The 25,494-nt window shown below is 67.3% G+C and carries 22 protein-coding genes and 1 pseudogene; 10 read left to right on the top strand and 13 right to left on the bottom strand.

The window, feature by feature from the left end:
* The first annotated feature begins 32 nt into the window (after positions 1–32).
* Positions 33–1,283 (top strand): pitrilysin family protein, encoded by a 1,251-nt coding sequence (locus CJ179_RS30920; protein ID WP_095863950.1) that lies wholly within the window; start codon positions 33–35, stop codon positions 1,281–1,283.
* A gap of 225 nt (positions 1,284–1,508) precedes the next feature.
* On the opposite strand, the gene CJ179_RS52195 is transcribed toward CJ179_RS30920, so the two are convergent.
* Both CJ179_RS52195 and CJ179_RS30910 read right to left on the bottom strand, forming a co-directional pair.
* Positions 1,509–1,670 carry a hypothetical protein gene (locus CJ179_RS52195; protein WP_167372226.1) on the bottom strand — a complete coding sequence of 54 codons (162 nt, stop codon included), beginning with the start codon at positions 1,668–1,670 and terminating at the stop codon, positions 1,509–1,511.
* Positions 1,671–2,325: 655 nt separating this feature from the next.
* Positions 2,326–2,808: a cupin domain-containing protein gene (locus CJ179_RS30910; RefSeq protein ID WP_072943200.1), complete on the bottom strand. Its 483-nt coding sequence runs from the start codon at positions 2,806–2,808 to the stop codon at positions 2,326–2,328.
* 257 nt (positions 2,809–3,065) lie between these two features.
* Between CJ179_RS30910 and CJ179_RS52960 the strand changes: the two genes are divergently transcribed.
* Entirely contained in the window at positions 3,066–3,377 is a 312-nt protein-coding gene (locus CJ179_RS52960; protein WP_072943199.1) for a hypothetical protein, read from the top strand.
* A 124-nt stretch (positions 3,378–3,501) separates the two neighbouring features.
* On the opposite strand, the gene CJ179_RS30900 is transcribed toward CJ179_RS52960, so the two are convergent.
* From CJ179_RS30900 to CJ179_RS30885, 3 genes are all read right to left on the bottom strand, one after another.
* A complete protein-coding gene (locus CJ179_RS30900; protein ID WP_095863948.1) occupies positions 3,502–4,278 on the bottom strand; it encodes a VOC family protein in 777 nt (258 codons plus the stop codon).
* A 493-nt stretch (positions 4,279–4,771) separates the two neighbouring features.
* On the bottom strand, positions 4,772–6,178 hold the full coding sequence (locus CJ179_RS30890) for a DUF2252 domain-containing protein (RefSeq protein WP_072943193.1): 1,407 nt from the start codon (positions 6,176–6,178) through the stop codon (positions 4,772–4,774).
* A 759-nt stretch (positions 6,179–6,937) separates the two neighbouring features.
* Positions 6,938–7,741, bottom strand: a complete 804-nt coding sequence (locus CJ179_RS30885) for an S-adenosyl-l-methionine hydroxide adenosyltransferase family protein (RefSeq protein ID WP_257015857.1) — start codon at positions 7,739–7,741, stop codon at positions 6,938–6,940.
* A 545-nt stretch (positions 7,742–8,286) separates the two neighbouring features.
* Between CJ179_RS30885 and CJ179_RS51490 the strand changes: the two genes are divergently transcribed.
* Positions 8,287–8,505, top strand: a complete 219-nt coding sequence (locus tag CJ179_RS51490) for a hypothetical protein (protein WP_179377698.1) — start codon at positions 8,287–8,289, stop codon at positions 8,503–8,505.
* A gap of 236 nt (positions 8,506–8,741) precedes the next feature.
* Here the strand turns inward: CJ179_RS51490 and CJ179_RS30875 are convergent, their stop codons facing one another.
* The 5 genes from CJ179_RS30875 to CJ179_RS30855 form a co-directional block, all read right to left on the bottom strand.
* Positions 8,742–9,257, bottom strand: a complete 516-nt coding sequence (locus CJ179_RS30875; protein ID WP_257015856.1) for a Clp protease N-terminal domain-containing protein — start codon at positions 9,255–9,257, stop codon at positions 8,742–8,744.
* A 179-nt stretch (positions 9,258–9,436) separates the two neighbouring features.
* Complete coding sequence (locus CJ179_RS30870) at positions 9,437–9,676, bottom strand: hypothetical protein (RefSeq protein ID WP_072943188.1); 240 nt, start codon at positions 9,674–9,676, stop codon at positions 9,437–9,439.
* A 212-nt stretch (positions 9,677–9,888) separates the two neighbouring features.
* On the bottom strand, positions 9,889–10,398 hold the full coding sequence (locus tag CJ179_RS30865; protein ID WP_143548928.1) for a hypothetical protein: 510 nt from the start codon (positions 10,396–10,398) through the stop codon (positions 9,889–9,891).
* A 231-nt stretch (positions 10,399–10,629) separates the two neighbouring features.
* Entirely contained in the window at positions 10,630–11,094 is a 465-nt protein-coding gene (locus tag CJ179_RS30860) for a pyridoxamine 5'-phosphate oxidase family protein (protein WP_095863944.1), read from the bottom strand.
* 298 nt (positions 11,095–11,392) lie between these two features.
* Positions 11,393–12,448, bottom strand: coding sequence for a zinc-binding dehydrogenase (locus CJ179_RS30855; protein WP_095863943.1), 1,056 nt, complete (start codon positions 12,446–12,448; stop codon positions 11,393–11,395).
* 486 nt (positions 12,449–12,934) lie between these two features.
* Here CJ179_RS30855 and CJ179_RS30845 point away from each other — a divergent pair, with 486 nt between their 5' ends.
* Both CJ179_RS30845 and CJ179_RS30840 read left to right on the top strand, forming a co-directional pair.
* A complete protein-coding gene (locus tag CJ179_RS30845) occupies positions 12,935–13,498 on the top strand; it encodes an HD domain-containing protein (RefSeq protein ID WP_095863941.1) in 564 nt (187 codons plus the stop codon).
* 833 nt (positions 13,499–14,331) lie between these two features.
* Positions 14,332–14,826 (top strand): hypothetical protein, encoded by a 495-nt coding sequence (locus tag CJ179_RS30840; protein WP_095863940.1) that lies wholly within the window; start codon positions 14,332–14,334, stop codon positions 14,824–14,826.
* 395 nt (positions 14,827–15,221) lie between these two features.
* On the opposite strand, the gene CJ179_RS50695 is transcribed toward CJ179_RS30840, so the two are convergent.
* On the bottom strand, positions 15,222–16,205 hold the full coding sequence (locus tag CJ179_RS50695; protein ID WP_218834847.1) for a nucleoid-structuring protein H-NS: 984 nt from the start codon (positions 16,203–16,205) through the stop codon (positions 15,222–15,224).
* A 1,065-nt stretch (positions 16,206–17,270) separates the two neighbouring features.
* Between CJ179_RS50695 and CJ179_RS30825 the strand changes: the two genes are divergently transcribed.
* The 3 genes from CJ179_RS30825 to CJ179_RS30815 all read left to right on the top strand — a co-directional run bounded on the left by CJ179_RS30825 (position 17,271) and on the right by CJ179_RS30815 (position 20,568).
* The gene (locus tag CJ179_RS30825; RefSeq protein ID WP_095863938.1) at positions 17,271–17,879 is read left to right on the top strand and encodes a hypothetical protein; all 609 of its coding nucleotides are present in this window, start codon (positions 17,271–17,273) and stop codon (positions 17,877–17,879) included.
* Between the two features lie 308 nt (positions 17,880–18,187).
* Positions 18,188–19,534, top strand: a complete 1,347-nt coding sequence (locus CJ179_RS30820; protein WP_095863937.1) for a hypothetical protein — start codon at positions 18,188–18,190, stop codon at positions 19,532–19,534.
* Positions 19,534–20,568 (top strand): glutamate ABC transporter substrate-binding protein, encoded by a 1,035-nt coding sequence (locus tag CJ179_RS30815; protein ID WP_072951431.1) that lies wholly within the window; start codon positions 19,534–19,536, stop codon positions 20,566–20,568. The genes CJ179_RS30820 and CJ179_RS30815 overlap by 1 nt, the downstream gene beginning before the upstream one ends.
* Positions 20,569–20,708: 140 nt before the next feature.
* Here the strand turns inward: CJ179_RS30815 and CJ179_RS52955 are convergent.
* Together CJ179_RS52955 and CJ179_RS30805 are read right to left on the bottom strand one after the other, a co-directional pair.
* Positions 20,709–20,817: pseudogene (locus CJ179_RS52955) on the bottom strand (citrate (Si)-synthase); the annotation flags it as partial.
* A gap of 592 nt (positions 20,818–21,409) precedes the next feature.
* Positions 21,410–22,657 (bottom strand): CdaR family transcriptional regulator, encoded by a 1,248-nt coding sequence (locus CJ179_RS30805; RefSeq protein ID WP_179377697.1) that lies wholly within the window; start codon positions 22,655–22,657, stop codon positions 21,410–21,412.
* A gap of 159 nt (positions 22,658–22,816) precedes the next feature.
* Here CJ179_RS30805 and CJ179_RS30800 point away from each other — a divergent pair, with 159 nt between their 5' ends.
* Both CJ179_RS30800 and CJ179_RS30795 read left to right on the top strand, forming a co-directional pair.
* Positions 22,817–24,286: an NAD(P)/FAD-dependent oxidoreductase gene (locus tag CJ179_RS30800; protein ID WP_167372255.1), complete on the top strand. Its 1,470-nt coding sequence runs from the start codon at positions 22,817–22,819 to the stop codon at positions 24,284–24,286.
* 14 nt (positions 24,287–24,300) lie between these two features.
* Positions 24,301–25,233 carry an alpha/beta hydrolase gene (locus CJ179_RS30795; RefSeq protein ID WP_095863935.1) on the top strand — a complete coding sequence of 311 codons (933 nt, stop codon included), beginning with the start codon at positions 24,301–24,303 and terminating at the stop codon, positions 25,231–25,233.
* Positions 25,234–25,494: the final 261 nt, after the last annotated feature.

Here is a 25,494-nt window from a genome sequence, read left to right as displayed (position 1 = left end):
GGGGTCGATCCCGAGTGCCTAGACTGCTACGGATGGCTCGAATTGTCTCCGAGACTCTCGACAACGGCCTACCCCTGCATCGGATTCGCGTCGATGGCACGCGGGCAACCACCATCCTGATCGCCTTCGACGCGGGCGCACGCGCCGAGCGGCGGGATGAGAATGGAATGGCACATTTCCTCGAGCACGTGGTGTTCAAGGGCGGCGAGAAATACGAAGATCACCGCACCATCAACCGCACCGCGGAGCAGTTGGGCGCTCGGACGAACGCAGCGACTTCCCACGACCTGGTCGCGTTTCACATCACAGTTCGCGCGGAGGCGGCACCGCAGGCCATCGACCTGGTGACCGACTTCGTCGCTCGACCTCGGCTCGACGAAAACCATCTCGACATGGAGCGCGGTGTGGTCGCCCAGGAGATCGCCCGCTACCTCGACCAGCCTGCCTACGTTGCGAGTCGAATGGGTGCTCTCGCAACTTTCGGCGACCACCCGCTCGGCCGTCCCGTCCTCGGCCGAGTAGAACACCTGCCCACCTTCACGCGTGCGGCGCTTCTATCGTTCCGGCAACGCCGCTGGGCTGGGTGTCGCGGCGGCGCATTCATCATTGGCAATATCGACCACGTTTCCGACGATGGCGAAATATCCGACCTGTTCGAGCGGTTCCCCACGCTCGAAGAGCCGGAGCCATACGAATCGGCACCCGACTTTCTGCCGCGAACGCTGGTCGAGCGGCGCGACACCAATCAGTCGCATTTGCGAATGAGTTACCGCCTCGACTACGACGTCACTGATGCCAAGGCACGGGCCGCGGCGAGGATCTGCGCGATCATTCTCGGCGGCTCACCGAGCTCCAGATTCAACGACGAGATCCGCGAACAGCGGGGGCTGTGCTACTCGATTTCTGCGGGCATCCGCGAGTGTGCCGACGTTGGGGTGCTGAACCTCGCCGCCGGCCTCGCGTCCGCGAATTGTGTCGAGGCGTACACGCGAATGCGCGAGATCGTCGCCGAACTGTGTGCCCAGGGACCAACCGATGAGGAAGTCGCACGAGCACGCGCGGTCGCTGCCGGGCGTCGGGTGCTGGCGTTCGAGGACACCTACACAGTGGCGCTGCACACGGCACACCAGGCGATCGTCCATCATGGCGATCTTGATCCGGACGCCCTCATCGCCGAACTGGACGCGGTCACCATCGATGACGTACACGACATCGCGAGTGCCATCGATCCGGACAAGCCGTCGGTTGCCTGCCTCGGTCCGCACGACGCTGAGGAATTCTGAGCTGCGCAGCGGCGTGGAGATCGGGCCGAAACGAGAACCGTGTGGGCCACCACTCCGACCCTGCTCTGCCCAGACCAGAAATAGGAAAAACACCTTTCTGCCGAAGTAACGTCCGTCCTTGCTCAGCCACACCGCCCACTGGGCGAGGTCGATCTCGGTGCGGGCGGCGGTGATTCCGCTGCCGTCGGCGGCGACCAGGTCGGCGAGCAGGACATCTGTTCCGGATCAGGGTTCTTCCGCGAGGATCGTGTATCCCTTGTCGAGGTAGGGCTGGGCGGCGCGTTCGGCCTTCTCCGCGTGGTCGTCGAGCAGTCGTTGTGCGATGTAGCGGAACTGGTGCCGGCCAGCCGTCATCAACTTTTCGACGGCTTCGGTGTCGCCCTCCACCTCGATTATGTGGACACCTCTCCGAAGTCCACCATCACGCTGCTTTCGCGGGAGTGATGTGAAACGAATCCGACGTCGAGTGAGCTTCAAGTTTCTGTGATGTCGGCTTCCCATTACCGCTGCTCGTCCAGGTTTTGGAACACTTTCACCGGTCGTGCGGCAGAATTTGCGGACGGGGTCGGTCCTGGTGGATGGCGGAAGTTTCGTCAGGTCGGCCTGCACATCCGCACTCGACTGCTGGCGGCGGATCTCGGCAACCTTGGCCGCCGCTGCGAAGAAGGAACTCCGCGGGCGTAGCCGCGACAAACGTCGCCACGGCGAGACAGACCGCGCCGACCGTGGGCACCACGACCTGTGGCAGCCCCGAGGTCCGCAACACGGTCGCAGTCATCGCGGCAGCGATCGCACCCACACCGCCGAGGTACAGCACGGCTGCGCGAGCGTTGTCCACGCGCTTCTCGGATATGGAGTTGGGATAACGTCCGGTGTCGACGAGCAAGCAGGACCTTGCCCCGGCCAGATCGACGCGTTCACCCGGGCAGGATCCGGCGATCTTCACGAGGACGCGCAGGTGCGGCGGGCGTCGCACCAGGCGATTGTCCGCCTAGTCGAACCGACCGAACGACCGATGCGGACCCAGAACTTACCGAGGGGCTTACGTGACGGAGTTACCCGGCGCCGGGTGGACGGGGTCGATCCAGGGCACATGCTCGGGGTCGGGCACGCCCTCGATGTTCAGGTTTACCACCACCGGTTCCTGGCCGCTGCGCGCCACCACACACTCCAACGGCTCGTCGTCGAGGGCGTTGATCTCCTGGTGCGGCACGTAGGGCGGCACGAAGATGAACCCGCCGGGCCCGACCTCCGCGGTGTACTCCAAGCGCTCGCCCCACCGCATTGCGGCCCGACCGCGGACGACGTAGATCACGCTCTCCAGCTCCCCGTGGTGGTGGGCGCCGGTGCGGGCGCCGGGACGGATCGTGACCGTGCCCGCCCAGATCTTGTCGGCGCCGGCTCGGTCGTGGGTGATGGCAGCGGCCCGGTGCATGCCCGGAGTCTGTGGTGTGTTGGGGTCGAGCGAATCGGGCGGGATAACTCGTACCCCGTTGCTGCGCCAGTCGGGGGTCTCGCTGTTCATGGCTTTCGGTCCTCCCTTCCGATCCTGCCGCGCCCCCGGCCCTGGAACAAGCCTTCACCCCATTCGACGGGCGGGTTGGGGTGAGCCCGTTGAGGACTATCCCGGTCATGGCGTCTACGAGTGCGTGGATCTGTGTGTCGTCGGCTCGGAGTCGATCCGCGCGCACTGGAGGGCGAGGAATCCGTTCCGTGCCGCCCAGAGCGCGGTTGTCGCCATCGTCGAGTCGATGTCGGCGGGATGGTTTCCTCGGCGATGGCGTGCCCATCGCCCGCGCCGCGTTCGATGACAACGATCTGATCACCGCGATGCGCGAACAGCTCTATCCCAAGTTCCTCGCCTCCGCAATCGGATCAGAAGTCGTCGCCGACCGGGTGGTCACCGGAATTGAGGACCGATTGGCGCGCATCATGGTTCCTCGGCGGTGGCAGCCGATCTCGGCGCTTCGGGGCATCGTCAACCCACTCATCGACCGATCACTCGAACGCAACCCGCACATCGTCGACGCCGTCCTCACGGTCGCAGACCCGGACGAACAAGACGTGGGCACCGACGATCACGACCGACCGTGATCTATCGACCGACAGCAACCCGGTGACAACTCAGCGTCACCACCGCTCAGCCGGGGCGGATTGCGGACATCTCTCGTCGCGGACGTCCTGAAATCCGGATAGCTACTTCCTCCCCGAGACTCCTCTACCCCTGCCCACCCGGCAGCGGAGAACCCACCGTGAACTTCGCCCCGAACGGATCGGTGACATCCGCGGTCCGCCCGTACACCATGTCCGTCGGGTCGTCCGCGGTACCCCCGCGGGCCCGGGCCGCGGCGACGGCCGCGTCGGTATCGGCCACCTGGAAGAGCGTGCCCCAGGAAGACTCCGAGGCGGCCGCATCGCCCACGATGCCACCGATCTCGTGCCCGTCCGGCCTACGCAGAAAGGTGAAGTCCATGCCGGGCAGGTCGGCGTTCCCGTCCAGCGTGAAGTCGAACACCGCCGCGTAGAACTCCCGCGCCGGACCGGGATTCGGGGTCACCAAGTCGTTGCGCAACAACGTGTTCGGCTCGTTCACGAGCTCGCAGCCGACGTGCGCCCGCCCCTGCCACAGGCCGAACTGCGCACCGGCCGGATCCCGCACCATCGCCATCCGACCCTGGTCGGCGATGTCCATCGGCTCCATCAGTAACGTGCCACCCGCGGCTGCGGACCGAGCAACCGTCGCATCGAGATCGTCCGTCGCCAGGTAGACGTTCCACCAGAACTCGGTGGCGTTCTCGTCGGGATTCGGCATCAGCGCGGCGACCTTCTTGCCGCCGAGCAGACACATCGCGTACCGCCCGTACTCTTCGGGACCGACGTCGAACTCCCAGCCGAAGACCGACCCGTAGAAGGCCATAGCCCGGTCGAGATCCGGGATGCCCAGGTCGATCCACGTCGGGGTACCGAGTGGTTGATTCGTCGTGACCGCGCTCATCGCTGCTCCTCAGCTGTCGGATACCCACTCGACGCTAGCCTGCGGCACCGACATTCGACGGCAGAGCCATCGGAGGAGTCGCCGCCCTGCCCGGCATAAGGCCGCTGTGACGGTCCTACATCGTGCCGTCGCACCAGGAGGCATCCGCTGACTTCGAGTTCGAGCTCGGACCCGAAGCCTGTCGCCTCGAGGGGGCACACCAAACGCAATCAGACGTTCCTCTGCAGCGCCATGTCGACCAACCTACGGACGACGCGTGGGGTTGCGGTCATCTCGTCGAGCGCAACGTAGCCCTCAACATTGATGGCAAGGTGTACGACCCGACCGACCCGATGGGCACGATGTTCATCGGGTTTCTGGCGGGCGCGGACCACGCGGGTTGCCGTTGGTTCCCGCGGGCCTCCTTGCCCTAGCAGGTAGCGGCGACGGTCAGGTACGCGAAGAAGCAGTGACGTGTGGTCGCCGCGAAGCCGGACGACAGATACACACCGATTCACGTCGGCGGCTCACACGGCACCTTCCCCCGCTTCACCGCATCGACCAAAGTGGCGTGGTCGCGTTCAGTTTGATCCGCGTAGGCGTGCGCGAACCGGCTCAGTGCGACGTCGAGCGTGTCCGACTTTCCGACGTAACCGCCGATCATCGACGCACCACTGGTCCGCGCGTGGCCCTTCGCGAGCAGGCGCCCGCAGATGCCGGCGTAGTCGGTCAGCGCTGCCGCGCTGAGGTTGTCGATCGGGACCGCGCCCTTCATGTTCCGGAACTGCCGCACGTAGTACTGCCGGCCCTCCACCGTGGTCCAGCCAAGCAACGGATCGCTGACGGTCTGCAGGGCCTGCTGATACTCGACCACGCGCCGACCCTGGTGGTCATGCCAGGCAGACTCGCCGTGTACGAAGCGCGCCACAACGGATCGACGCGCCTGCTTGAGCTGCAGGAACAGCACGTCGTCGGCACTGCTCCCTTCGCACAGCACGACGTAGGCACGCAGTCCGACGCTGCCCACGCCGACCACTTTGTGCGCGACGTCGACGACGGTGTAGCCACTGAGCAGTCGTGCCCAATGGCTGGGCAGCGTGGTGAGGTATTCGTCGAGCCCGGCGGCGAGATGCTCGGCCTCCGCCTCGGACACCCGGGTGATCAGCGGCGGCTCCTCCACGATGCGCCGGCCGGTTTCGTCCTGCTCGGTGAATCGGGGCAGCGCCCGGTCGCTGACACGGCGCCGAGCCCGCTCCGCGGCGCGGGTGATCTCGTGGCGCAGAGACTCGTCCGACGCCGTCGCGTGCAGCCGATCGAGGTCGAGTCGCTCGAACGAGCGCGCCAGCAATGGTTGTTCCGCGAGCCAGCGCACATGCTCGCGATAGGTGGCGACGCAGGACTGCACTGCACTCTCGCACTGCCCCTCGGTCGCCGAGTTCTGCCGGCCCGCCACCCAGATGCTCGCAGTCAATCGGCGCAGGTCCCATTCCCAGCCGCCGGGATGCGCCTCGTCGAAGTCGTTCAGATCCAGCACCAGGTCGCGCTCCGGTGAGGCGTAGAACCCGAAGTTGCCCAGATGCGCGTCCCCGCAGATCACCGGCCGGATTCCGGTCGCCGGCAGCCCGGCGAGGTCCTGGGCCATCACGATCGCGGTGCCGCGCAGAAAACCATACGGCGAAGCCGCCATCCGCCCCACCCTGACCGGTATGAGCGATTCCACCCGACCCCGGTGCGACACCCCGATCTGATCCACCACATCGGGGCGATCGTCCGGTGCGCGCCACTCGCCGAGCGCCGACCGCGGTGCCTGCTTGCGCAGGCGTTTGCCGAGCGCGTACCGCTCCGCCCGCGGCGTGGCCCGGCGGCGCAACGACGCGAACGACTGCCCGTCGATGGTGGGCACCACGATGTGCGCGTCCACGGTTACTGCGCGCCGACGTCGAGGATGGGCCGACCACCACGGCGTGCAGCTTGTCCGGGTTGGTCGCGTTGCGCATCAGACAACTCGGTCACCGTCTCTTCGCTATGAGGAGTAAGGATGCATGCAGCATATCGACGGGTACCTGACACTCGCAGCGAACGGTCGCTAGCCGTCCACCGGTTGCCGGGGCATTGCATCACGTGACGGCCGGGTGCGGTCGGAGCGGGCGTTCGCGTCGCTCGCGGCGACGCCCTGGGAGGTAAGCGCGTCAGGGTGTTCGAGAGATTCTCCGATCAAGCCCGTCGCGTGGTCACCCCTCGCCGCCGGCACCCACCACCAGAACTGACGTCGGCACCGAACACCTGCCCGCCCCAGATCCTCGACGCCAACCGCCCTGGAGCGGAAGCGCTGCCCTCATCGGGTGCCACCGCCCCTGCACCGACAGCAACCTCGAGGGCCTCAGCGCACCGACGGGCCCCGCCCCGGCCGCCGGGCACATCCCCCTTCACCGGCGACAACGCGGAAAGTCCTCGAGGGCAGCCTGCGCATCAGCGAGATGGGCGAGCAAGGGGTTCGCCGGGTTGCAGGACTCGACGATCTGCCGGGCCATCTCACGCGGGTGAGTCTCCCGATCTGCTCGCTCGCCGGCGTCCACGCGCTCCCCAACTGGACCTGCCCGAGGTGGATCCACTGCGGCCGGAGCAGCGCGGCGCGGTTCGTCGGCGAATGCCGCGGTCACTTGAATGTGCCGCCGCCGGTTCACCGTCGGCGAGCGACGGTGAGCCGATCCGCCTCGCCGAGCCGCTCGACCGCCGAGCTGCCGTTCACGGCCACCGCCACGTGATCCGCCGAGTCGATCACCACGAGCAACTCACCCGACCGCACGTCGGCGAATGTGCGGGCGACGGTGGCGGGCACCATGGCCCCCTCGGCCCGGATCGTCACGTGATCACCGCGCCGTAGGCCCGCGGCAGCCAGATCCTTTGCCGTCGCTGCGAGCTGGATGTTGCCGAATCGGTCGACGGTCAGCACCTCGCTGCTGAGTTCGCCGGGTACGGCGTCAATTTCGGGTGCCCTCAGGCGCGCGAGCGAGTCCGGGTCGATCGGGGGCCCGAACCGCTCCGGCGCCACACCGACGGCCAGGTGGGCGGCGGCCGGCGCGAAGATGTCTCGACCGTGGAACGTCGCGGACACCGCGCTCAACCGATAGTCAGGTGCGGCAAGCAGGTACGCGGAGCGGACCCCGCCCAGCGCCTCGGCCGCCGGTTGCAGCAATCCGTTGTCCGGGCCCACCAACACCCCGGCGTCGGTGACGACCACGATCGGGCGGCGATCGGTGCCCACGCCCGGATCGACTACCGCCAGATGCACTGAAGGCGGCAGGTACGGCACCGTCTGTGCCAGCACCGCCGCACCCCACCGGAGGCGCTGCGGCGGCACCGCATGTGTCACATCGATCATGCGCACACCCGGCGCGAAGCGGGCGATGACGCCGTGGCACGCCGCGACGAACCCGTCGGAGAGCCCGTAATCGGTGGTGAACGAGATCCAGTCGTAGCCCACGTCGTCATCCCGTCCGTTGTTCTCGGTCCGCGGTGCCCTCGCCGGCCTCCGCCACATGGGCCGCCGAAGGGGCCAGCTGCAAGGCGAACCGATCGCCGATCGCGGCGGTGATCGGTTCGGGCGCGTTTCCTGAATGCAGTGATCGGCCCCGGCCACTCGACAACCACGTGATCGGGAAGGATCGCCCGCGTCCAGGGAAGCAGGCGTGCGTTCGGGTCCGAACGCGAAGTCCATCATGCCCCACACGAACGGGGAAGGCGTGGGCCCGAGCGTGGCCGGGACCTCTCGCGCGAGGCGCTCGAGCATCGGGCGACGCGCACGCTTGCTGCTCGACGCGTGCACCGAGTGCATTCGAGCACGCCGGTTCACGGTTCCCTGGCTCGGCCGACACTCCACCGAGGCGCCCATTGCTCTCTGCCGTGCCGTGGTGCGCAGTCCCCCTGGATAGATTGCGCGAAGGCCCGGGTCGGAACCGCAATAGACGGCGGTTGACGTGCACCACCGGATGCCGTCGTCGGATCGACCGAATTCGGACCACCCGCACCGTGAAGTTCAGAGACCCGCCCTTCCTGGTCAACGGCTGCGTGGACATTCGAACCGTCGCAGTCGAGGAGGAACTTTCCGTACGCCCGCCGCACCGGCGCGTCCTCGTCGAAGATCACCGGCAGCACCACATCGTCGACCAGGTGGAACGGGAAACGTACGAGCCGATAGGCGGCCCGTACCAGCGCTCGCACGCCGGCGCCCGGCCCCATGCTTCGTAACGCCGCCCTGGGCCGCGGTGACGCCGTCATCGGGCCGAATCCCCACGGGCGGCCTCACCGCAGTGGGAATGGTGCCGAGGACCCGCCGCGGCGTCCGGGCGCGCGGTCTCGCCGGCGGCGCAGGCCCTCTTCGGTACCCGCGCCGCCGGCACGGGCTGCGTCGAGGATCCGGTCTCGCATCCAGGCGTCGAGGGGTTGGCCGGCCGCGGCGACGCACAGCGCATGTCCGGTGTCGGTCAGCCTGAGGTTGGTGACGTGTGTCGGCTCCAACCCCAGCTCTGCGGATATCCCTTACTCGTGCCTTCCCGGAGGATGTGCTGACGCAGTTGGTCGAAGTCCACCGGTAGAACCTCGCCGAGCAACCGTGCGCCGGTCGATTCGCGGTCGTCGACGAGCGCGAGGAGGATCTGTTCGGTGCCGATGCGCTCATGGCCGAGTAGAGAAGGCTCGCGCAGGCTCTGTTCGAGGATCCGTCTGGCGTGCCGGTTGAACGGGATGTGCCCGGATCGGGCTGGCTCGCCGTAACCGGTGGTGAGCCGGCTGTCGATGACGGCCTCCGACACGTCGAACGATTCCAGCGCTCGCGCCGCTGCCCCGTCATCTTCGCGGATGAGGCCCAGCAGGATGTGCTCGGTTCCGAGATAGTCGTGGTGGTGGGCCCGGGCCGTTTCCGAGGCCAAGACGACGGTGCGCCGCGCTTGGTCGGTGAACCTCTCGAACACCGTTGCTCCCATCGGATGTGGCCGCTGCACGCGGTTACCTCATGTCCCCGTTGTGTACACCAACCGCTGGACCGGGGCGGGGTGTCTCCGTCGCCCACCCGGTGGGCCGCAGCAAGGCACAAGCGGAGGAGTACCTTGACGAGGCTGCGGGGATGCGCACGACACCCGCCTGACCAGGATAAGTAGCGTCATCGGTACTCCCCGACCCGCTACGTGAGCCTGATGATGACCCGGGAGCCGGCGGCCAGCTTCTGGGCATACGTCGTCAACTCGGGATCGGTGATCGCCGCATCCGTCGCGTCCTCCCACGCCTGCGCCACGCGACGTTTCGTCTCCTCGACCGACTTGCCCTTGCATTCGCGCTGTAAACGATCCATCACGCGTTGCAGCGTTTGTTCCACTGTGGCTTTCGCGACCTGCTCGAACTCGCGCTCGTCGAAGTCTGACACGTGTGGTCTCCGTCGTTTGAGCCCTGAGTGCGAACTCCGGCTCGGTACCTCATGGCCATGATCGACGAGACGTCGCGACGGCGATAGAGGAGATCGGCCCTGACCGCTGGTCTGTCGCCCTCGCTGCGGGTATCCGACCTCCTTCGAGGCAGGTCGGGGCAGGGTCATACCCGGCGAACCCTCCTGTCACCGAACGTAACCGGACAGCCGACTCAGCTGCTGCCGAACATGTCGCCGAACGGGTTGGACTCGCCGAGCAGACCACCGAACGGATTCGATCCGCCGAACATGTCGCCGAACATGTCGCCGAACGGGTTGGACTCGCCCAATAGACCACCGAACGGATTGAGTTCGTTCTCGTCCTGCTGATCGTCCTGGTCATCGTCCCCGCCTCGGGGGTGCTGCCCGTTCCGATCGACCTGCACAACCCCCGACACTGCGGCGGCCGCAGCGGGTGCTGCCACCGCGGCCATCGGAAACGCGGCAAGTACTCCGACGACGACGATCTTCGCCAGCAGACGCGACAGGTCATTCTCCTTCACTTGTTTCAGCACGGTCGTACCTTCCGTCGCGCCGAAGAGATCGTGGTAGCGGTCCATGTCCTCAACCAGGCGGGGCCGTCTTCGAAAAGGGCGAAACCGACCAAGTTGTCGTGCTCGAATCGTGGTCTCTTCAGCGTGGCTGTTGTCGGGTGCGCCGCCGGGACACGGCGCAACTTCCACTACACGCCTCAAACCCTGATCCTTCAACTCCCCATGCGGAACAGCCCGGGTCCAGCTGATCGGGCTCCCTCGCCGCCACCCGATCACCCACGCCAGTGCGTGCGGACGGCAATCGAGCGGATTTGGCGAACGAGCCCGGCTCCATCTGCGTGTCAACAGGTTCCGTTGCCATCGCACAGAGAAACAGTGAGTTTCACCTCCAGGTCGACCGGTAGCGTGCAGTCCACACAGCTACTCCGGGGGCGAACGTCGCACATTCGAGAAGGGCGTATGCCAGATTGTCGGGTCGACGACCGGAAACCGGCGGCCAGTCACCAGTGTGGGAACGAGTCTGACGAACAGGTTCTTCGCCCCCGCCTGCCACGGAAAGAGCGGCAGATCCACCGTGTCCATCAACTCATCGATTTCACGGATCCCCTCAGCACGTCCCTTGATCACCACGCTCCACGCTTCGTGCGCCGGCGCCTCGTAGCCGTCGACTTCCAGCGCAACCGGCGCATCCGACAGCGCAGCGGACACTTTGGTTCCTCTCCCGGACCTGAACACGATGGTTCCACGATCGACCGCATAATTGAGGGGAAAGATATCCGGGTGGTCGTCCACCCACACGGCGAGACGGCCAACACTCTCGGTACGAAGCAGTGCCCAACATTCGTTGACAGCAAGTTCCCTGACACTTGGCTCATTGTTTCCCATTGCCTTCGCCTCCTGTCATGGCATGAGAGGAACGGGGCCGTCGCGTTCCGGCACGGCGATCCGGCTCACCAAGAATCATCGTCGCTGTCTCGGCTCTTCGCGACGTATCCGCCCCTATCTGCTGTCGGACACACAGAGGTGCGGTGCCATACGACCTTCGGCCGGGGGGCCGGGGCGCGGTTCGTGTGCCCGACCTGATTCGACGTCCAACTCGTCCAACTCGGAAGCGCTGCATCAGCGCATCCTCGTAGCCGGACGCCGCAGGTCGGCCGCCTGCCGTGTGGCCGCCGACGCGACGTCAGGCGTTGAGCACAACCTTGAGCGCCTGCGTCTCGGCGGCCCGGCCGAACACGTCGTAGGCCTTCTCGATGTCGCCGAGGTCGAAGGTATGGCTCACGAACAGGTCGGCGGGCAGGGTATGTTCGGCGACCATCTTCAGCAGCGTCGCGGTGGTGTCGGTGTTCACCAGGCCCATCGCGATGGTGATGTTCGAGATCCACAGCGAGTCGAGCGGCAGCGGCACGCCGGCGCCGTGCACCCCGACGTTGGCGACGTGCCCGGCGGGTCGGACGACGTCCAGACACATCTGGAAGGTCGCCGGAACCCCCACCGCCTCGATGGCGACGTCGACGCCGAGCCCATCAGTCAACGCCATCACCTGGTCCTTCCAGTCGTCGTCGCTGGACAGCACCCCGTGTGTGGCGCCGAATCGCTTCGCCTGTTCCACCCGGTTCGCGTCGAGGTCGACGGCGATCACCTTCGACGGGCCGTACAGACGCGAGGTCATGATCGCGGCCAGCCCCACCGGCCCCGCGCCGACGACCACCACGACGTCGCCGACCTTGACATGCCCGTACTGCACGCCGATCTCGTGACCGGTCGGCAGGATGTCGGACAGCATCGCACCCTCCTGCGGTGTCACCCCGTCGGGCAGCCGATACACCGACGTCTCAGCGAACGGCACTCGGACGTACTCGGCCTGCGTGCCGTTGATCAGGTGCCCGAGGATCCAGCCGATGCCGGACGCACCCTCGTCGGCCAGGCAGTGTGAGAACACCCGCTGCTTGCACATATCGCAGTGCCCGCACGCGGAAATGCAGGAGATGATGACCCGGTCGCCGACCTGTAACGAGGTGACCGCCGAGCCGACCTCGGTGATCGTCCCGACGCCCTCGTGGCCGAGGATGCGCCCGTCCTGCACCGCGGGCACGTCGCCCCCGAGGATGTGCAGGTCGGTGCCGCAGATGGTGGTGGTCTCGATCTTGACCACCACGTCCGTTGGCTTCTCAATGGTGGCGTCGGGGACGTCCTCCCACGCCTTCCGGCCGGGACCGTGGTAGATCAGTGCCTTCATCGGTGGGCCTTTCGACTGTGGCCTTCTGCGGCGGGCCCTCGACGGTGACCGCCTAGGGCCGCCTCCCGTCAGCGAGCGAGACGGGGTCTCGGACGGATCGCCGGAACTGCCCACTCGCGCTCGCCGCTGCGGGAAGTGACGCGACGGCACCGAAATCACCCCGCTTGCGATCACCCAGCTTGCGGATCAATCCTATTCCGACGTACGCGCGCCGCACACCGGATCCAACGTGAACGGAATTCGCGGTTCGCTGTTCTTCTCCACAGGGATCTCCCGGCTGCAGGCCCCCGCCACGCCACCGTCCGTCGGAGGCGCCCGGCGATGCACTCGCACCGGCGCCTCGACTGCAGGTCCGCCCCCGCCGAGGAGAAGCGGCGAACCCCGTCCGGAGGCTGTCGGCGCGAGATATCGTGTGAACCCGACACCAGGACCGCCTGTGCGGTGGTTGGCCCGGGTGCCGATCAGCGCCATGCGGGAGGTGTGGTCATGGCCGAAGATGCGACATCGTCACCGCTGGCGCCCCGCGCCCAGGCGCTGACACTGCGCATCCTGGCCCGCGACCGCGTGCGCGTCGACCACAGCGCGTCTGTCGCCGCCCACGCGCTGGCGCTCGCACCCACGGTCCCCGCCGCCGACCGGGACACACTGGTGGCCGCCGCATGGCTGCACGACATCGGCTACGCCACCGAGCTGGGCGAGACCGGGTTTCACCCGCTCGACGGCGCCCGCTACCTGCAAGCCCAGGGGTGGCCGGCCCGAGTGTGCGACCTGGTCGCTCATCACTCCGGCGCCCGGTTCGTCGCCGCCGTCATCGGCCTGGGCGAGCAACTGAGCCGGTTCGGCTTCGTCGAGGACGCAGTCTCGGACGCGCTGACCGTCGCCGATCAGACGACCGGACCACACGGCGAGGCGGTGAGCCTGGACCAGCGACTGCGCGAGAAGCACGACCGGCACGGCCCCGACTCCGCCGCCACCCGCGCGCAACCGCAACGCGACCCCTACCTGCGGGCCGCCGCCGACCGAGTCGAGCAACGCCTGCGGCTGCACTGAACCCGCCGCCTGGTAGCGGAGACCGGCACCGGCCCAACCCCGCCCGCCGCCCCCACGGACACGAGCTGCGATCCATGCCTACACCCGCAACTCCTCAGCCTCACCAGTAGCGCTGCCCCGCACCATCTTTTCCCGATCGGCCATCGACGTCCCGTTGCCCTGTCGAGCCCCACACCCGGCAATACGCTACCTCCACCCCCTCTCCGGCGTCGCTCCCGCACACTTCCCTCCGGGCCTGCCCAGAAAGGAGCGAGGTCCGCGCGGTCAAAGATTCGGTGACCCGAACCCACACGCCCAGAAGGCCACCGACCCCATGCCGCCCTATTGCACACCGCAACCACCGACATCCCAAGTATCCGCGGCCTCACCAATTCACACAGGCAGACAATGTCAGAACCTATTAATTTGTGTTAGACATATCGGCAACAGTTGAAAGCCTGCGCAGATGGGCGGCGAACCTCGATTCGATCGCGGGGGTGAGGGCGAGCCCGGTTCCGGGAACCGCGGTGTAATCGGCCAATGCGGTCGGGTCGGGCCATAGGCCCGCGATCCGTCCCGGAAGGGGTGATCGGCTCCTCGTGCCCGACCCGCGCCACAACCTCGAACCCGCCGACGGACTCCACGGTCGCGATGCCGTCGTGACCCACACCCGGACCCGGGGTTATCCGCCGTCTCCGGTACGCCTGACACCACGTCCGGGTCGACTACAGTCCATTTTCGGCGGGCCGAATTTTGGCAGATCGTCCTGTCATGTCACCGATCGACGAAGAGGGCTCGCCGCCCAAGGTGCCGAGGTGACACCTGATGTCCAGCCCCACAGCAGGAGAGCGAAGATGAGTGAGCCCCCAAGCGAGTCCAAGGTCATCGACAACGTAACGAGGCCCCTGTACGCCACGGTCGGTGCCGGCGATGCGGCCGTCCAGGCCGTTGCCGATGCCGTCGCCGAGGTGCGCCGGCGCGCCGAGCACACCGGCACCGAGGTATCCGGGTGGTTCGAAGACGCCCGGGAGCGTGTCGGGTCACTGCCCACCGATGTGCAGGAGCGGATCGAGGCCTTCCGGCAGCGCCTCGCCGGTTTGCCCTCGGAACTGCCCGGATGGGCGCAGGTGCGGGAGGCGTTCACCGTCGAGGAGCTGCGCAAGAATTACGACGAGTACCGCAAGGATGCCGTCGACCTGTACGCCGACCTCGCCGAGCGGGGCGCGGGGACCGTCCAACGGCTGCGCACCCGCCCGGGCGTTGACGAGCGCACCGAACCGGCCGACGACGACGCCGACCGGATCGACGAGGCCAACGCTGCCCCCGCCGAGAAGGAGACGACCCGCTGAAACACCCCGACCCCGATCCCGATCCCGGGACCATAAGGTCGGTGGTACCGAGCCGCCCTCGCGCCGCACCTGCGCGAGGGTGGCTCCCGCACTATGGCCGCCCGCAGCGGGCCCACTCGACGTGGCACAGGCCCGGGCAATCCACGAACGCATCGTCGGCGATCTCGACGGGCCGACCCGCGACGGACTGCTGAACCGGTCGGCCCGGCTCCCCCGGTTCGGTCTCCGCCCGGCTGGGGATGTGCAGGGATTCGGTCGAGGACGCGGCCTGTGGCCTACCCGCCTCACGTGATCGGCCGTCCCGTCAGAGTGGTGCATGGATTCGATTGGGGTGGCAGGTTCCCCGAATAATGAACACCGAGTGGGACCGAAGACCTCGCTGGAAGCGATGTTCACTATTCGGGAGGAACCCCAGTTGCCTTGGCACCTCTCAGGGCGGACCCGGTCGGTTTGGCGGTTGCCTTGGCGGCAGCGGCCTTCTTCGCGGGCGCCTTGGCGGCAGCGGCCTTCTTCACGGGCGCCTTCGCCGCAACAGCCTTCTTCACGGGCGCCTTCGCCGCAACAGCCTTCTTCACGGGCGCCTTCGCCGCAACAGCCTTCTTCACGGGCGCCTTCGCCGCACCAGCCTGCTTCGCGGGCGTCTTCGCCGCAGCAGCCTTCTTCACGGGCGCCTTCGCCGCACCAGCCTGCTTCGCGGGCGTCTTCGCCGCAGCAGCCTTCTTCGCGGGTGTCTTCGCGGCACCAGCAGCCTTCTTCACCGGCGGCACCCCGGACGGCACCGATTTGGCAGTTGCCTTGGCGGCCACGGCCTTCCTCGCGGGCGCCTTGGCCACCACGGCCTTCCTCGCGGGTGTCTTCGCGGCACCAGCAGCCTTCTTCACCGGCGGCACCCCGGACGGCACCGATTTGGCAGTTGCCTTGGCGGCCACGGCCTTCCTCGCGGGCGCCTTGGCCACCACGGCCTTCCTCGCGGGTGTCTTCGCGGCACCAGCAGCCTTCTTCACCGGCGGCACCCCGGACGGCACCGATTTGGCAGTTGCCTTGGCGGCCACAGCCTCCTTCGCGGGTGCCTTCGCCACAGCAGCGGCCTCCTTCGCGGGCGCCTTCGCGGCCGCAGTCTTCTTCACCGGCGCCACCTCAGACGGGGTCGGCTTTTCGGCAGCAGCCTCCTTCACGGGCGACACCTCGGACGACGCCTGCTCCGACTCGGGGGTGGTGCTGATCTGGGGTTCCCCCTCGAGTCCGGCCTTGGCACCCTCCGATGCTTTCATCTGTTGCCGCAGCTTGCTGTTCGTCCAGGACCAGGCGCCCTCTCCTGCATCCCGAAGAACCCCGACTGCATTTCTGGCGGCGCGCGCGGCGCCGCTGATTACGTTCATGGCCAACTCAGCCAGCCTTCCGCAGTCACGGCCGCCGACGCACAGGCGGCCTCCTCGGACGTATCCATCACCGGACAGACTAACCGTGAATGGCAGTCAACGAGCGACCGGCGGATTGTGCGGTGCATATCGGTAAGTAGTGCGGCTGACACAAACCGCCGTCTTTCGCCCAGTCTGATGCACCCGTCGACGTTTCGTTAACCGCACCTCCGGTTGGGCACGACCACCGATATCCGACACCATCCCCACCGAATACTGCGCCGACGGTCGTCGCACACCGACAACCCGTCGGTGGACGTGAGCGATGAACCAGGACTGTCGGATTCGGCGCCGACCAGTCCGCCACCGCGACCGTCCGTCGCCTGACGTCCCGACAGAAAGCAGCCAGCGATCCGGGTCACGCACCGGGCACTCGCGCACCACACGCACGGCGTGGTCTCAGGACTCGTGATTCGTGATCGTGATTCGGGGTCCCAACACCACGGCTCGAACTGATCGCCATTGAAGAGGCGATGGACACCGATGTCGTGTTCGTCGACGTCGAGGAGACGATGGTGGACAAGCACCGTGCCCGCCGCAGCCATGCCCACGGCGTACACGCTACATCCGAACGAGGTCATCGGGGAATTCGGCGAGTTCGGGGAGCGCCGATGTGCACGCGAGGACCGCGTGACGGGGCGCATCTTGTGTGTGGGCGCCCGGGCCGATCGAGGCATCCGAGTAACCAGGCAGTGCCGGTGCGCGATCACTCGAAACCTGCCCACCGAACGCACGTCTGAGACGTCGATCAGAAGGCCGCACGGCGGAACGAATGGCCCGCCGTCCGATCACCACTCGCTCTGCACGCGCCCGTTCCGACCGAGGAAGGCGGACACCCGTTCGACCTCCACCGGGTCGAGCGAGCTGCCGGTGCGTGCCCTTGCCCCACACGGTCTGGCGGAGAAAAATTGGGTACGCAGTGGCTGCGGCCGCGGGCCGTCGACGCCCGCCGGCGGTGGACCGCGACAAGTCGGCCACCGTTGCACTCACCGAGGGGACCTGTGTCCCCGCGGGAGGAGGTTACTGATGTTCATCCAAGTCATCCAGGGAAAAGTTGCCGATCAGCCGCGGCTGCGCGAATGCATGGATCGGTGGAACGAGGAACTGCAACCGGGGGCCACCGGCTACCTCGGCTCCACCTCCGGCACCCGCGGCGACGGCACGTACATCGCCCTGGTTCGGTTCGACTCCGAGGAGGCGGCCCGCCGCAACAGCGAACGTCCCGAGCAGGGCACCTGGTGGGCCGAGACCGAGCGGTGTTTCGACGGCCCGGTCACCTTCATGGACTGCCCGGACGCGATGGAGTGGCTCGGTGGCGGCTCCGACGATGCCGGGTTCGTGCAGATCATGGAGGGCCACACCACCGACGCGCACCGGCTGTCTGAGCTGATGGCCCAGGCCGGCGACAAGCTACCCGGGGTGCGGCCGGAAATCCTCGGCGGTACGTTCGCCGCCGCCGGCGACGGCGGATACGTCGAGGCGGTGTACTTCACCACCGAGCCCGAGGCCCGCGCACACGAGAAGATCACCGTCCCCGACGATCTGCGTTCGCTGTTCGAGGAGGAAGGCCGGCTGATGGGCGAGGTCGACTACTTCGACCTGCGCGAGCCCATGCTGGTCTCCGCGTCGCGGTAGCGACAACCACCAGTCGCGCGCCGCACCGGCCTTACACACAGATGCCGCCCGGTCGCGATGCCGACAGCGATGACCCTTCGGAAGGAAGTGGATCCAGGCAACCGGATTTCACGCGAACAGCAGGATTTGACGAGTTGTCTCGAGATGTTCGTTGATCTTCTGGTGCACCCGGTGTCTTTCCCTCGGTCAGCCCCTGGGAAGCATGCTGTACTCGGCGGCGACGCACAGCCGATTCTGTCGCTGCTCTGGACGGCCGCCGGGCAATCCCGACTGGGACCGACCAGCAGGTTTGTGGGGCAGGAGGCCGGATGTTCCACCGTGGTGACCGTGTTGCTACCGAAGCCCCTACCCTCGATGAGGGTCTGGTCGTCGAGCCCGAGGCCCGCCGCCGTCCGTGGATGGACTTTCTCGTCTCCACGCCGGGACGGCTGTCCGTGCTGGGGATCCTGCTCGTCGCGGCGGTCCTCACCGCTGCTGTGATCACCTCGGCCGCGGTTGCAGCCCGGCAGCAGCGCGTCGAGACCCTCCGCACCCACACCGAACCGCTGATGAATGCCGCCCAGAACGTCTACAGCGCGTTGTCGATCGCCGACGCCGACGCCACCACGTCCTTCCTCTCCAGCGGCACCGAAACGACCGCCGTCCGGCAGCAGTACACCCAGGCGATCGGCGAGGCATCGAGCGCGTTGGTCACCGCAGCCAACGGCGTCTCGTCACAGGACGCCGAATCGCTGGCACTGCTGTCGGACATCGTGCGCAACCTCGCCGAGTACTCCAACCTGGTGGCGACTGCGCAAGCCAACGACCGGGCCGGCAACCCGGTCGCGGTGGCGTACCTGTCCGATGCTTCCACGCTCATGCAGGACACCATCCTCCCGATGGCCGAACGCCTCTACGTCCACCAATCCCAGGCGGTCGCCGATACCCAAACCCACATTGCGCAACTGCCCACGACCGCCCTCACCGTGACCGTTGCCATGCTCGTCGCCCTCATCCTCGCCCAGCTGTACCTGCGGCGGAAGAACAAACGTCGGGTCAACCCCGGCCTCGCCGCCGCCACCGCACTGATGGCCGTTCTGCTGATCTGGTTGGTCGCGGCAAGTGTGGTGTCGTCGATGGCGAGCGACCGCGCGAGAGTTGAAGGGACCCAACCTCTCGATGCCGTCGTCCACGCTCGCATTCTGGCGCAGCAGGCCCGCGCCGACGAAACCCTCGCCATAGTGCAGCGCGGATCGGACACCCGGTACGAGATCGACTATGCCCGGCGTACGGAGGCGCTCTCGGAGGAACTCGCCCGGCAGCTGGCCGACTCACACGGACGTGCCGCCGCGGAACCGATCGACGGCGCCGTGACCGCACTCGACGGGTGGCGTGCCGCGCATCAGGAGATCGACAATGCCCTCGATCGCGGTGACTACCCGGCCGCCGCGGCGATCGCCGTCGGATCCGATCCTGCCGCATCGACGGCACGGTTCGCCGCCCTCGACCAGTCCCTGCGCAGCGCAATCGACCGGCTCCGCGACGACGAGGTCGACGCCGTGACGGACACGTATCGGTCGATGTCGAAGCTGGCCATCGGTAGCATCGTAATCGGAGTTCTCGGCGGATTCGCCGTCGGCGGGGGTATCTGGCCGAGACTGAACGAGTACCACTGATGACCCGGATGACGCTACCGACACAGAGCGCGGGACCGCGAACGCGGCTCGGGATCCTCGTCGGTGTCGCGATCATCGCCACCGCCGGCGCCGTCCTCACCGCGTGCGCCGCACCGGATCCGCTCACCCCGACCGCCACTGGTCTGTACACCCGACCGATGTCGGGTGGCGCACAGATCATCGCGCCCCTGGGCACCGCGCCTCCGGAACCACCATCACCCGAATCGTGCGGTGCCCTCGCCAGCCTGCGTCCCGGCCCACCGCCGGCACCCGGACAGATGCCACCCGGCGGCTCGCTCGCCGAGATTGCCGCTCGCGGTCGGTTGATCGTCGGTATCGATCAGAACACCAATCTGCTCAGCTTCCGGGACCCGGACACCGGCACCTTGCAGGGCTTCGACGTCGACATCGCCCGCGAGATCACCCGCGACATCTTCGGCGATCCGGAGAAGCTCGAATTCCGGCTGCTCACCTCCGCAGGCCGGTTCACCGCACTCGAGAACAACGACGTGGACGTCGTCGTCCACTCCACCTCCATCACCTGCGATCGCGCACAACGGGTCGGCTTCTCCACCGAGTACCTGCGCACCTACCAGCGCCTGCTGGTCCCCAAGGGCTCCGACATCACCGGACCGGCGGACCTCGCCGGGAAGCGAGTCTGCAGCTTCATCGCCACCACCTCATTGGCCACCGTCCAACGGGTCGCGCCGCAGGCCACGATCGTCGCAGTCCCCGACTGGGACGACTGCCTGGTCACCCTGCAGAAGGCACAGGCCGACGCCGCCAGCACCTCCGACTCACTTCTGGCCGGATTCACCGCCCAGGACCCGGAACTGCAGATCGTCGGACCACCGCTCGAGACCGAACACGCCGGAATAGGGGTCAACAAGGACCGGAGCGACCTGGTGCGGTTCGTCAACGGCACACTCGACCGCATCCGTGCCGACGGCACCTGGATGCGCATCTACGACCGGTGGCTGGCCACCCCGCTCGGACCGGTCTCGGGCCCACCCCCAGCGATCTACCGCGACTGAGCAGACACGGAGTTGCAGTCCGCGTCCAAGCCTTTCCAGGCGGTGAAATTGGGAACTTGTCCAAGAACGTCGAGTCCGGCCGCGACAGCCATGCTCCGGTTCGACTGGCGGACTTCGCACTAGCAAAACAGTTTCGCCGGTCAGCTGGTGTGGGCGATCTGGTCCCAGCCCTCGACGGACTCGGGGGGCGCGAGGTGCGGGTCCGGTGTAGAAGGCGGCGGGGCGGACGAGCTTGCCGAGGCGTTTCTGCGACGTCCGCGGCATCTACCAGCCCGCGTTCCCGCAGAAACGGATGCATCGCTGCGGCGCGGGCCCGCACCGGGCCGAGCAACAGACGGTGCCCGCCGTTCAGGTGTGCGCGTTCGTGGGCGAGGACGGCGCGCAGTTGGTGGTCGTCGAGGGCCAGCTAGATCCTGTGCATAATTCTCGCAGAATCTTGCCCTGCAACTGATTATCTAAATATGTTGTATATCAACATCTTTCAGAAAAGACTCAACACCGGTCGAAACGGACATCCGCGCGGCCGTCGACACCCCGCGCGCCCCGGCGCCGGCACTCCCCCGACACCCACATCACAAACCGGGGACATGTCATCACATCGGGACACAGCACCATCACAACCGAGGCGCCCACCTCACAGGGATGCGGGTCGCCGCATTTCGGAGCGGACTCCCCTCCGCCCCGGTGCGCGGAGGGCAGTGACGGGTCGCCTCGGGGGGGTGCCACGCTGGACGTCTGTGAGCGTGCCGCACGCCGACCCAGGGGATCCGCGGCGCGCTCGAGTACTCGGTGGGGAAGGTCGCGGGTCGGTTGCGGCGATCACGGGGTACCTGAATGTTCGTCAGGTCCGGGTCAGGACCCGGGGCCCGATGTGGTGGGCGAGTTCGAGCGCGAGTTCGAGCGCCAGCCGGCGTTCGCCGGGATGGTGACCGAGGAGTTCGGTTGCACGCGCGACGCGTTGCAGGACGGTATTGCGGTGGGTGTGCAGGCGGACGGCGGCGCGGGGTGCGTTCTCGGCTTCGTCGAGGAACACCCGCAGGGTCTCGCGGAGCCGCGCCGCGCTGGGCGTGTCCACGGCGAGCGGACCCAGCGTCGTGGCGACGAAATCGGCTGCGCGGTCTTGGTTTTGCGCTGCCAGCGCCGTGACTTCGAGGTCGCGGTAGAGCGCCAGGCGCGCGCCGCTCGGGTGCCCGCTGAGCAGCCGCTGGATGGTCAGCGCCGCATCGTGTGAGCGGCGGAACCCGGTGATGCCGGGCTGGGTGGGGCCGACCGCGACGCGGACGTTGGGTTGCGCTCGGGTGAGCGCGTCGCGCAATGCGTCGAGCGCGGGGTCGGAGTCGGTACCGAGCCAGGCCCACAGCGTCGAGGTTCCGGCGGGGAGGGTCAGCGGAGGGCGCGCACCGGCGGCGCGGGCGAGGCTGGTGGCGGCGGACTCCAGCGCGCCCTGCACCTCGCCGGGCGGTTGGGTCCACAACACGAGTGCGGTATGGCGGCGGGCCAGTTCGTACCCCAGGCGTTCGCTGGCTCGGCGGCTGTCGATCGGGGCACCGTCGAGGATCAGACGAACGGTCTCGGTGCGGCGTGCGAGCGCACCACCGAGCACCTCCTCGCGCTCACGCTGCGCGTCGGCAATGACGCGGCCGATCACGTGGTCGACGTTCTCGAACAGGTGCTGCGAAAACGCCTCCAACAACTCGACGAGCTGCGGGCCCGGCGCGACGACCCGAGCGGCATGGGCGATGAAGCTCTGCCACACCAGGTTCTGCCCTCGCCGGTAGGCGTGGAAGATCACGTCGAGGTCGATGCCGCGGCGCACGATGGTGCGGACCACATCCAGCGCCTCCGGTGGGACGTCGATCGGTGCCGCGCGGCCGTCGCGGCGTGAGAGTGTCGTCAGTAGGCGCGCGACGTTCGCGCGGTTGCTTGCCGACATCTCCGCCGCGATCGCGGCATCGGCGCCCAGCGCTGGGGCCAGCTTGACCACCTCGGCGTCCATGTCTTCGACGAACCGATCGAGTTCGGCGAGCATCGAGTCGGCGACGTCACCCATGAGCCTGACGATCACCGCGGGGGTCGTTGCGCTGGTCATGAACAGAGTGTGCTACCGCACATAGTCGGGGGCAAGGTATAGGCGTACGGACATGTCGCCGGGTGTCGGTGCGGATTTACTGTGAATCACATCACACCCCCACTCGACAGCGTCCAGGAGACACCAGTGACGATCACGACCATCCCCGACGTGGAGACCATGGAATTCGATGTGTTGATCATCGGCGCCGGCATCTCCGGAATCGGCGCGGCCTACCACCTCAAGACCCGCCGGCCGGACACGACGTTCGCGATCCTCGACGGTAAGGACGCGATCGGCGGGACGTGGACCCAGTTCCGCTACCCGGGGATCCGCTCGGATTCGGACATGCCGACCTTCGGCTTCGGGTTCAAGCCGTGGACGCACAAGAAGGCGATCGCCGACGCGCACATCATCCTGGACTACCTGCAGGAGACCGTCACCGAGAACCACATCGACGAGCACATCCGCTTCGGATACCGGGTGTCGGCGGCGGAGTTCTCCTCGTCGGCGGGGCGCTGGACTGTGACCGCGCACCGTTCCGGCAGCGACGAGACCGTGCAGATCACCGCGCGGTTCCTGTTCTCCGGTACCGGCTACTACGACCACGAGGCCGGCTTCACGCCCGAATTCGACGGCATCGAGGACTTCACCGGCCAGGTGGTTCATCCCCAGCACTGGCCCGAAGACCTCGACTACTCCGGCAAGAAGGTGGTGGTCATCGGCAGCGGCGCGACCGCGGCCACGCTGATCCCCGCGATGGCCGGCACCGCAGGGCACATCACGATGTTGCAGCGGTCGCCGAGCTACGTGCTCTCGCTGCCGGCCGAGGACGCGATCGCGAACACGCTCAACAAGCTGATCGGCCCGAAGCGGGCGTACCCGATCATCCGGCGCAAGAACATCATGATGCACCGCGGGATCTTCACGGCCTGCCGGCGCTCCCCGAAGCTCATGCGGAAGCTGTTGATCGCCGGGGTCCGCCGCCAGCTGCCCAAGAACTTCGACGTCGACACTCACTTCACCCCCCGCTACAACCCCTGGGATCAGCGCCTCTGCATGGTGCCCAACGGCGACCTGTTCAAGGCGATCTCGACAGGCCAGGCCTCGGTAGTGACGGATCGGATCGAACGATTCACCGAAACCGGAATCCGGCTCGAGTCCGGCCAGGAACTCGAGGCCGACATCGTCGTCACCGCCACCGGTTTGAACATGCTCGCGTTCGGTGCGATCCGGATCAGAGTCGACGGAGAGCCGGTGAATCCGCCCGACACCACCGTCTACAAGTCGATGATGCTCAGCGGCCTACCGAACTTCGTGTTCGCACTCGGCTACACGAACATCTCCTGGACGCTCAAGGTCGACCTCATCAGCGAGCACTTCTGCCGACTGCTCGATCACATGGACGAGCGCGGCTACACCATCGTCGAACCGGTCCTCACCGATCCGGACATGGAACGGGTCCCGTTGCTCGACCTCACCTCCGGATACGTCCAGCGTGCGGTCGCCGCGTTCCCCCGTGCCGGCACCAGCGGCCCGTGGACAGCCGCGACGGCCTACGACAAGGACGTCGAGCGGCTGCGTGAGGGGCCGATCGAGGACCCCGACCTGCGATTCACCGCCCACCCTCCGGCTCTGCTGGCCTCGTGACCGTAGCGAGCACGATGAACAACGAGATCACCTTCACCAGCCACGGCGTCACCTGTGCGGCCTGGCACGTTCCGGCCACCACCGACGCACCGGACCGAGAACCCGGCCGGCCGTGCGTGGTCATGGCGCACGGCTTCGGCGGCACCCGCGACACCGGCCTGCTGGGCTACGCCGAGGCATTCGCTCAGGCAGGCATCGATGCGTTCGTCTTCGACTACCGCGGCTTCGGTGACTCGGACGGCACACCCCGCCAACATGTGTCGTTCCGCCGTCAGCGACAGGACTACCGCGCCGCGATCGAGGCGGTCCGCCGACTGCCAGGCGTCGACCCGGACCGAATCGCACTGTGGGGGACGTCGTACTCCGGAGGTCACGTCATCGCGGTCGCCGCGGAGGATCGGCGCATCGCGGCGGTCGTTTCCCTGACACCGGCCACCGACGGGCTCGCCGCCCTGGTCCAGATCGCCCGCTACGCCGGCCCCGGCCAGCTGGTTCGCGCCACCGGACACGGGCTGCGGGACCTCGCCCGTGCGCTGACCAAACGCGCGCCGCACCACGTTCCGGTGGTCGGGCAGCCAGGGTCGGCGGCGATCCTCAGCACGCCCGGCGCCGTGGAGGCCTACACCTCGATGGCCGGCGCGACCTGGCGCAACGAAGTGTGCGCACGCACCGCACTGGAGGTCGGGGTGAACCGGCCCACCACTTCCGCTCGTCATCTCTCCTGCCCGATCCTGGTGCAGATCGGCACACACGACCGCATCGCGCCGCCCGACGCCGCCCGCCGGACCGCCGCCAAGGCCGGCCCGCTCGCGCAACTGCGCGAGTACCCCGTCGATCACTTCGACATCTACCAGGGACCCTGGCAACAGCAGGCACTGGCCGACCAGCTCACCTTCCTCCACCGAGTCCTCGACCCCCTCCACAGCACACCGTCACCGACGAGGTGAGACCGCACCCACCGCACATCAAGAATGTGCACCACCGAACACCAATGGAGAAGTGATCTCCGACCCGAATCGGGTCACCGTAGTAGGCGCAGGCATCCTCGGCGGGCAGATTGCCCGGCACAGCGCATTCAAGGGAAAAGACCTCTCCGCGCACGGAATGTACGCCGACGTCAACCGCGCCGACGTCGCCGCCACCGACGAGAACATCGCAAAGACCCGGAAACGGTTGACCTACAGCACCAACATTTCCGAGGCCATCCA

This window comes from Rhodococcus sp. ACS1, assembly GCF_002300155.1.
Taxonomy (GTDB): domain Bacteria; phylum Actinomycetota; class Actinomycetes; order Mycobacteriales; family Mycobacteriaceae; genus Rhodococcus_F; species Rhodococcus_F koreensis.
The sequence above is the reverse complement of the archived record's forward strand: the minus strand, read 5'-3'. Positions and strand labels throughout refer to the sequence as shown.

Excerpts from the sequence above, each read along its gene's own strand:
- CJ179_RS30815 (WP_072951431.1), top strand. The coding sequence starts at position 19,534 with ATGACCCGGATGACGCTACCGACACAGAGCGCGGGACCGCGAACGCGG.
- CJ179_RS30805 (WP_179377697.1), bottom strand. The coding sequence starts at position 22,657 with ATGACCAGCGCAACGACCCCCGCGGTGATCGTCAGGCTCATGGGTGAC.
- CJ179_RS30795 (WP_095863935.1), top strand. The coding sequence starts at position 24,301 with ATGAACAACGAGATCACCTTCACCAGCCACGGCGTCACCTGTGCGGCC.
- CJ179_RS30900 (WP_095863948.1), bottom strand. The coding sequence starts at position 4,278 with ATGAGCGCGGTCACGACGAATCAACCACTCGGTACCCCGACGTGGATC.
- CJ179_RS30845 (WP_095863941.1), top strand. The coding sequence starts at position 12,935 with ATGGCCGAAGATGCGACATCGTCACCGCTGGCGCCCCGCGCCCAGGCG.
- CJ179_RS30820 (WP_095863937.1), top strand. The coding sequence starts at position 18,188 with ATGTTCCACCGTGGTGACCGTGTTGCTACCGAAGCCCCTACCCTCGAT.
- CJ179_RS30825 (WP_095863938.1), top strand. The coding sequence starts at position 17,271 with ATGTTCATCCAAGTCATCCAGGGAAAAGTTGCCGATCAGCCGCGGCTG.
- CJ179_RS30855 (WP_095863943.1), bottom strand. The coding sequence starts at position 12,448 with ATGAAGGCACTGATCTACCACGGTCCCGGCCGGAAGGCGTGGGAGGAC.
- CJ179_RS30910 (WP_072943200.1), bottom strand. The coding sequence starts at position 2,808 with ATGAACAGCGAGACCCCCGACTGGCGCAGCAACGGGGTACGAGTTATC.
- CJ179_RS30860 (WP_095863944.1), bottom strand. The coding sequence starts at position 11,094 with ATGGGAAACAATGAGCCAAGTGTCAGGGAACTTGCTGTCAACGAATGT.
- CJ179_RS30920 (WP_095863950.1), top strand. The coding sequence starts at position 33 with ATGGCTCGAATTGTCTCCGAGACTCTCGACAACGGCCTACCCCTGCAT.
- CJ179_RS50695 (WP_218834847.1), bottom strand. The coding sequence starts at position 16,205 with ATGAACGTAATCAGCGGCGCCGCGCGCGCCGCCAGAAATGCAGTCGGG.
- CJ179_RS30840 (WP_095863940.1), top strand. The coding sequence starts at position 14,332 with ATGAGTGAGCCCCCAAGCGAGTCCAAGGTCATCGACAACGTAACGAGG.
- CJ179_RS30800 (WP_167372255.1), top strand. The coding sequence starts at position 22,817 with ATGGAATTCGATGTGTTGATCATCGGCGCCGGCATCTCCGGAATCGGC.